We start from the raw sequence: 7,594 nt of genomic DNA on the forward strand, positions 1-7,594 counted from the left end.
ACAAAAGCTGCCTGATATCTAATTTGTCATTTTCAATGTGCTATAAATGAATTAGCTTTATTAAGGTTACCCAAAATGCAGGTAATGGCTAATTTCTAACATTTTCAATTTACTCCTTGACATTTCTTAGCTGGACTTTATATAAGAAAATGTATGTAAATATTTTCTGTTCCCGTTGTTAGTTGCGAAGTTAAACCTCGCTGCGTTAACCTTTTACTGCACCTATCATAGTTCCCTGAACGAAGTATTTCTGAAGGAACGGATAAATAATAAGGATTGGTATTGTTACGAACATAATGCTGGCAGCCTGAAGTACTTCCGGTGTTGACTGTGTTGCTCCACCTGTATCTGCAAGTGATGCTGTCTGTGCCTCTGCTGCAGACGCAACAAGCTGATAAAGTTTGTACTGAATAAGCTTAAGGTCTGCGCTTCTTGTGTAGTACATGTTATCTGCATATGAATTCCATCTACCAACCGCATAGAAAAGAGAAAGTGTAGCAAGGATTGGCTTTGACAATGGAAGTACAATTTTTCCAAGTATCTGGAAATTCGTAGCTCCGTCAAGGAATGCAGATTCTTCCAAACTGTCAGGAATTGTACTCTGAAAGTAGTTCTTCATTATCAGCATGTTATACGGAGAATAAATAAGCGGTAATATCAAAACCCATACCGTATCTAAAATATGTAAATCCTGATAAAGAAGATATGCAGGGATAATACCTGCACTAAAGTACATAGGCACCATCAAAAGGAATGTGAAAATATGTCTTCCTTTAAGTCTCTTTTTTGATAAAGGATATGCCGCACATGTACATACGATCATTCCAAGTAACGTAAATACAAGAGTTACAATTGCCGAAAATAGCATTGAATGAGTCATTGTTGAATCGCCCAAGACTCTGGTATAGGCATCAAGTGTAATATCTTTGGGCCAAAAATAAACCTGTTTTGACATTACAACTGTGTTTCCTGAAATTGACTTAGCTGCTACATGGATAAAAGGCAATACGCAGGTAAGACAAAGCAGTACTATGAATATGATCATTACAGCATCACTGATTCTGAATTTATTAACGGCATGAGCTCCACCTGCTGAAGTGGACATCTCTTCGCCACGAACATTTTTCTTTGACATTTAAGGCCACCTCCTACAGCAATCCGTCTTCGCCAAGCTTCTTGGCTATTCTATCTGATATAAGTACAAGGAACAAACCAATAAGCGACTGGAAAAGACCTACGGCAGTCGCCATAGAAAACTTACCGGGTCCAAGACCTTTGTTATAGATATAGACAGCAAGCTGATACTGGAAGTCTTTGACCTGTGTATTTTCAAGAGCTGTAAGACGCTCAAGGTTACTTCCCATTACACGACCAAGGTTCATAATAAGAAGTGTAACGATTGTACTTCTGATTCCCGGAAGTGTGATGTGCCACATTCTCTGCCATCTGTTTGCTCCATCGATCATAGCCGCTTCATAAAGCTCGCCATTAATACCGGTGATAGCTGCCAGATACAAAATTGAGCCCCATCCCATGCCCTGCCAGACACCAATCAGCAGGTAGGTGAATGCCCAATGCCATTTTTCATTTAGGAATGGTATTCCATCCTGAATGATTCCCGCATTCATCAAGGCTATGTTCACAAGTCCAGATGAGGGCTTAAACATTGTAAGCGCTACCGAACCGATTATGGCCCATGAAAGGAAGTGTGGCAAATAAAGTATTGTCTGCGAAACTTTTTTAAATTTCTGGAAACGTAATTCATTTAAGATAAGTGCCAAAATTATCGGCATAGGAAATCCAACAAACAAATCCGATACATTGAATACTATTGAATTTCTAAGTGCTCTGATAAAGTCAGCATCTTTAAAGATTTTTTGGAATGTACCAAATCCTACCCATTTACTACCGGCATAGCCCTTAGCAGGCTTGTAATCCATAAATGCCATTCTAAGTCCCGGGTAAGCGCCGTAACTAAATACAAAAACAAGAATCAACGGAATAAGCAAAAGAAGGTATAGCTGCCAATCGCGCTTAAGTGCGTTTTTCCACGATGTAGTTGTCTTTACCCCCATGCTTTTGGTATTACTCTTTTTCATGCTATATTGCTCCTCCCCTTTTATAAGTTAAATCCTAAAATAATTTAGATTGTATATCTAATCACTTAGTCGAAAAAACTTTGCATAATCGACCATTTATTATCAATTTTATAGGTCGATATGTTGCATTTTAATAATAGAGAGGAGCATTTTTTGTCAATTATCAACAAATCGAGTTTTCCGTTTTTTCGTATTACTTCCTTTCCTCAGAAAGATTCTGTGCCTGCATCCAGCCTGTGTACTCAAGAATAGATGCATTATCTACTTTAGCCATCCGGTGACGCCACTCACTAGGCTGCGTCCCCATTATTTCAGAAAAGTGTCTGTTAAAACTTGAAACAGATCTGAATCCCACCTGTTCAGATACTGATAAAATAGATTCCTCTGTTGTCCGCAAAAGAATACATGACTGCAGTATCCTTGTTGTATTAAGATAGCTCAACGGACTGGTATTCATAATCTCATTGAAAACCCTTCTGAAATGTGTCTGGCTAAGGTGGCACATATCAGCAAGATCTTCTATAGGAAAATTAACCATATAATTATCCTTGATGTAATCCAGTGCCGGTGCGATAACTATGGCATTCTCATGAGTTTCTTTCTCATCCTGGGTTAACTTGTTAGTATTGGAATAAATTCTCATCATCTTCATAAAAAGCGATAACAATAATCCCTTTACCGACAGCTGATAATTCATCCCCTTATGACCCAGTTCCTCTATAATATTGGTTATAAGAAAATAAATATCGGGATATTCCCTTTTATTTATTAACATTTGGAAGTTCTGCATCATATCTTCAAAGATATTGGCATAGGGAGAAGCTCCTCCAAAATTACCTTTAAGCAATTCAGTGGGCTCTAAAAAGATATAAGACCAAAGACTTGCTTCCCCTTTATTACTATAGGTAGTATGCGGAACATTTCGTGAGATAAACGTCATATCTCCTTCCCGGAATTTGACAGGCTTATTGTCAAATTCGATTATTCCGCTATCAGAATGACATATCCCTATCTCCAAACAGTTGTGAAAATGCAGTTTCCCTGATTTAACATCGGAAATATGCCATCTGTCTCCCGTTAAAAGAAGTACCGGAAAGTTTAAAGGAAGTTCATAATTTCTGTATTCTATGACTGTTTTCTTTGGTTTAGACATCTCTTTTCCCTCTTCGCAGGTATTAAATATCGTCTATTTCATGTATTTATTTATTCTATATCAAATAGTTGAAATTGCATAGTTTTTTTATTTACTTGAATAGACTTTTCAACCATCCCCATCTATAATTTGCTCAAAATATTATTATCTTGGGATAAAAGAGGGCATTATGGCAAATCTAATTTATGACAAAAAAGAAATTGAGAAAGCTATTGATCAGATTGTAAAAAGAACCATGAGGATGGACCTCACATGGGATTGGCCGGGTGGAGTCGCATATTATGGAGTTTGCGAGGCTTATCTTGCAACTGAAAAAACAGAATATATTGAAGCACTTAAAGAAAGAATTGATGAGTACATTGAACTTGGCCTTCCTTCATGGACAGTTAACACTTGTGCCATGGGTCACGCAATGCTTACTCTTTATGAATATTCAGGTGATGAAAAATACCTTGATATAGCCAAAAGCAAAATTGACTATTTGGAAAAGGATGCTCTTCGTTTTGGTGATAATGTTTTGCAACATACTGTTTCTGTTAATAATGATTTTCCTGAACAGTGTTGGGCAGATACTCTATTTATGGCTGCATTTTTCCTTTTACGGGCAGGAGTTCTTTTAAAAGATGAAAAACTCATAGATGATGCTCTTAACCAGTACTACTGGCACATCAAATATCTTCAGGATCCCGCTTCAGGTCTTTTCTATCATGGATACAACAATATTTCAAAAGACCACATGTCCGGATTTTACTGGGGACGTGCCAACGCATGGGCTGCTTATACGATGTCAGAAGTTGGCAGAGTTCTTCCTGAATGTTATCTTTATCCAAAGTTTCTTGATATTGTTGGTTCTCTTAATGAGCAACTTGCATCTATCAAACTTTTACAGACTGAAAACGGTCTTTTCAGAACCATACTTGATGATCCTGATTCCTATGAAGAGATCTCGGCATCTTGTGGAATTGCTGCCGCAATGATCAACAAAGGCAATCCTCTTCACATTAAATACATAAACAAAGCTACAAAAGGAATTCTTGAGAATATTTCAGAAGACGGAAGAGTTCTCAATGTTTCAGGCGGAACTGCTGTTATGAAAGACAGAGATGGATATAGAAATATTTCAAGAGACTGGATTCAGGGATGGGGGCAGGGTCTTGCTCTTGCATATTTATCCGGTGTTCTTAACTATGACAAGGTAAGAAGTGATGGCGCACTATAATTTATCAATATATATTGGGGGACAACTTAATGGATTCACAAAGTAATCACACAACAGGAGGCTTCACTCTTCCTGGCGAGTCCGGATTTGAAAAATTAACTCTTGAACTCGCAAAAAAATGGGGAGCTGACGTAATCAGAGACAGCGATGGAACAGTTTTGTCCGATGAAATTTTAAATTCCGGATACGGAATCTATTCCACCATTTGCATAATTCGTGATCATAATTCATGGGCAAAGGAGAACATGGATAAGCTTCAGCAAACATTTTTGATGACACAGCCAAAAATCGCTGAAGATTCTTATCTTACATTTCACTTGCTCGATGATTTTTTTGATGAACAGTTCATGGTAAATGACAGCAAAGCTTCCATGAAATACTGGCAGGTGTTTGACAGAACAACTAATCAGGAAGTTAGCAGCAGCTTTTGGACTTATGAAAAAGAAGCCGGTAATGTTATAGTTAACAACGTCATCCCTTGGCACAGATATACTGTAAGTTTTCTGGCTTATCGTATCTGGGAAGAAATTTCCATGTACAATCACACAACAAATAACTGGGACAAAGAGCATCTTATGCAGATTGATCCCATTTATCCCGAAACACAGGAGTATATGCTTTCATGGCTTAGAAACTGGTGTGAAACCCATCCTGCTACAACTGTAGTCAGATTTACTTCAATGTTCTACAACTTCGTATGGATCTGGGGAAGTAATAGCCGTAATCGTAATCTCTTTACAGATTGGGGTTCATATGATTTTACTGTAAGTCCTAAGATGTTGGATGCTTTTGCAGACAAATATGGCTACAAGCTCACAGCTGAGGATTTCATTAATAAAGGTAATCTACATGTAACGCATATGCCACCGGTAAAAACCCAGCTTGACTACATGGATTTTGTTAATTCGTTCGTAGTTTCTTTTGGAAGAAAGCTTGTTGATATCGTCCATGAATACGGTAAAAAAGCTTACGTATTCTATGATGACAGCTGGGTTGGCGTTGAACCATACAGTAAAAGATTTAAAGACTTTAATTTTGACGGACTTATTAAATGCGTATTTTCCGGATATGAAGTAAGGCTATGTGCCGGAGCAGATATTGAAACTCACGAACTCAGATTTCATCCTTACCTGTTCCCTGTTGGACTTGGTGGTCTTCCAACCTTCGCTCCCGGCGGCGATCCAACGAGAGATGCAAAAGAATATTGGAATCATACAAGAAGAGCTCTGCTTCGTGCAAAAATCGACCGTATTGGTCTTGGTGGTTATTTACATCTTGTTCAGGACTTCCCGGACTTTGTCGATTATATCGCTAAAATATCTGATGAATTCAGAACCATCAGAGACCTTCATGAAGCCGGAGCGCCATATACACTTGACATAAATGTTGCTGTACTTCATAGCTGGGGAAGTCTTAGAAGCTGGACATTAAGCGGACACTTCCATGAAACTTTCATGCATGATCTTATTCATGTAAATGAAGCTTTATCTGGTCTTCCTGTAAATGTATCATTCATCAGTTTTGATGATTTAAAGCATAGCGATTTATCCAATTTCCAAATTATCATAAATGCCGGCGCTTCAGGTACAGCATGGAGCGGCGGAGATAATTGGAACGATCCTGCGGTTGAGGAAATACTAACAAAATGGGTATATGAGGGTGGAACGTTTATTGGTGTTAATGAGCCTTCAGCTGTAGAAGGCTTTGACACCGCATTTAAGATGTCTAACGTTTTAGGTGTTGATAAAGATACCTCAGCTAAGGTTTGCCACGGCAAATGGTCATATGAAGTATCTGCTATAAAGGGATTGATTCCTGAAGGAAGTTCAGTAAAAGAAAGAGCCCATGTTCATCTCTCAGATGGAAATGCCAGTGTTTTGGCTGACAATAATGGTAATCCGCTCTTTACTGTAAATAGTTTTGGCAAAGGAAAAGGTATCTACCTTTCATCTTTTGAAACTAACACTTTAAATAACAGATTATTATTCAATATCCTTTTATTTGCAGCCAATAAGTCTTTGGAACAAAACTATGTTACTGATAACCCTGCAACAGAATGTGCTTATTTCCCTGCTAATAAGAAGTTAATTGTTATCAACAATTCCGATTCTGTTCAAACTACTACAGTAGCAACCGAGTACGGCAGCAAAACATTCACCGATATTGATCCGTTTGATACAGTCATTGTTGAATTATAAAACAGCAAGTCAATCTTCCTAATATAGTTTGTGTTGAAATAGCGATGATCATTTAATAATCATCGCTATTTCTATTTGCTTTATTATATCCATATACACATTATCTATAATCAAAAGAATGAAATACATTTTCCCCGGCTTTTTATATAATAAAAAAACCAATAAACAAAAGTTTACTGGTTTTAAAGAGGTGACAGGCGGATTTGAACCGTCGATCAGGGTGTTGCAGACCCACGCCTTACCACTTGGCTATGTCACCTTATTAAATTATAATGACTCCGACGAGAATCGAACTCGTGTTACCGCCGTGAAAGGGCGATGTCTTGACCGCTTGACCACGGAGCCTTATCTTTTGCGACCGTGTTACGGTGCTTTGTGTTTTTCGCTCTGCCCACTCTACTAACTTAGTAGCGGTGCAGACTCTAACTCCGGCTGCCTCACTAAGTTCGGAAATACCTCACCAAGTGATCATCCAGGCTACGTACTAAGCTCGATAAGACCTCGCTAAGTACTATCGCTCCCCCTGTCGGACTCGAACCAACGACACTTCGGTTAACAGCCGAATGCTCTACCGACTGAGCTAAGGAGGATTATTTAAGATACCTCATTATACAAAATACCATGCTCCTGCATGGCCTTTCGCTTTTTGTACCTTCAAAACCGAACACTGATTTATCTAAATCCTATCTATACTATCTATCGAAGTTATGTCTCAGTTGCTTTGCAACTTCACCATAACACGCTCGAACTAGCTTCGTAAATACCTCAGCAAGTTCTCACAGCTTTGGATAAGCCCTCGACCTATTAGTACACATCAGCTCAACACGTTACCATGCTTACACCTTGTGCCTATCTAACCTCGTACTCTACAAGGGGTCTTACTGCTAAAAGCAGGGATATCTCATCTTGAGGGGGGCTTCACGCT

Annotated in this window: 5 protein-coding genes, 3 tRNA genes and 1 rRNA gene; 2 read left to right on the top strand and 7 right to left on the bottom strand. The window is 38.5% G+C overall.

Annotated features, from left to right (window positions below):
- Nucleotides 1–205 precede the first annotated feature (205 nt).
- The 3 genes from J6O61_RS02300 to J6O61_RS02310 form a co-directional block, all read right to left on the bottom strand.
- The gene (locus J6O61_RS02300; protein WP_292209087.1) at nucleotides 206–1,135 is read right to left on the bottom strand and encodes a carbohydrate ABC transporter permease; all 930 of its coding nucleotides are present in this window, start codon (nucleotides 1,133–1,135) and stop codon (nucleotides 206–208) included.
- A gap of 13 nt (nucleotides 1,136–1,148) precedes the next feature.
- Entirely contained in the window at nucleotides 1,149–2,099 is a 951-nt protein-coding gene (locus J6O61_RS02305; RefSeq protein ID WP_292209090.1) for an ABC transporter permease, read from the bottom strand.
- Nucleotides 2,100–2,292: 193 nt separating this feature from the next.
- Nucleotides 2,293–3,252: a helix-turn-helix domain-containing protein gene (locus J6O61_RS02310; protein ID WP_292209092.1), complete on the bottom strand. Its 960-nt coding sequence runs from the start codon at nucleotides 3,250–3,252 to the stop codon at nucleotides 2,293–2,295.
- Nucleotides 3,253–3,421: 169 nt separating this feature from the next.
- Between J6O61_RS02310 and J6O61_RS02315 the strand changes: the two genes are divergently transcribed.
- Both J6O61_RS02315 and gnpA read left to right on the top strand, forming a co-directional pair.
- Complete coding sequence (locus J6O61_RS02315; RefSeq protein ID WP_292209094.1) at nucleotides 3,422–4,471, top strand: glycoside hydrolase family 88/105 protein; 1,050 nt, start codon at nucleotides 3,422–3,424, stop codon at nucleotides 4,469–4,471.
- 29 nt (nucleotides 4,472–4,500) lie between these two features.
- Entirely contained in the window at nucleotides 4,501–6,669 is a 2,169-nt protein-coding gene (gnpA, locus tag J6O61_RS02320; protein WP_292209097.1) for a 1,3-beta-galactosyl-N-acetylhexosamine phosphorylase, read from the top strand.
- A 188-nt stretch (nucleotides 6,670–6,857) separates the two neighbouring features.
- Here gnpA and J6O61_RS02325 read toward each other — a convergent pair.
- The 4 genes from J6O61_RS02325 to J6O61_RS02340 all read right to left on the bottom strand — a co-directional run.
- A tRNA-Cys gene (locus J6O61_RS02325) sits at nucleotides 6,858–6,928 on the bottom strand.
- Between the two features lie 14 nt (nucleotides 6,929–6,942).
- Nucleotides 6,943–7,014 (bottom strand) — tRNA-Glu (locus J6O61_RS02330).
- 172 nt (nucleotides 7,015–7,186) lie between these two features.
- A tRNA-Asn gene (locus tag J6O61_RS02335) sits at nucleotides 7,187–7,259 on the bottom strand.
- 194 nt (nucleotides 7,260–7,453) lie between these two features.
- Nucleotides 7,454–7,594: ribosomal RNA gene (locus tag J6O61_RS02340) — 23S ribosomal RNA — on the bottom strand; the annotation flags it as partial.

Source organism: Butyrivibrio sp. (assembly GCF_017635265.1).
GTDB lineage: Bacteria > Bacillota > Clostridia > Lachnospirales > Lachnospiraceae > Butyrivibrio.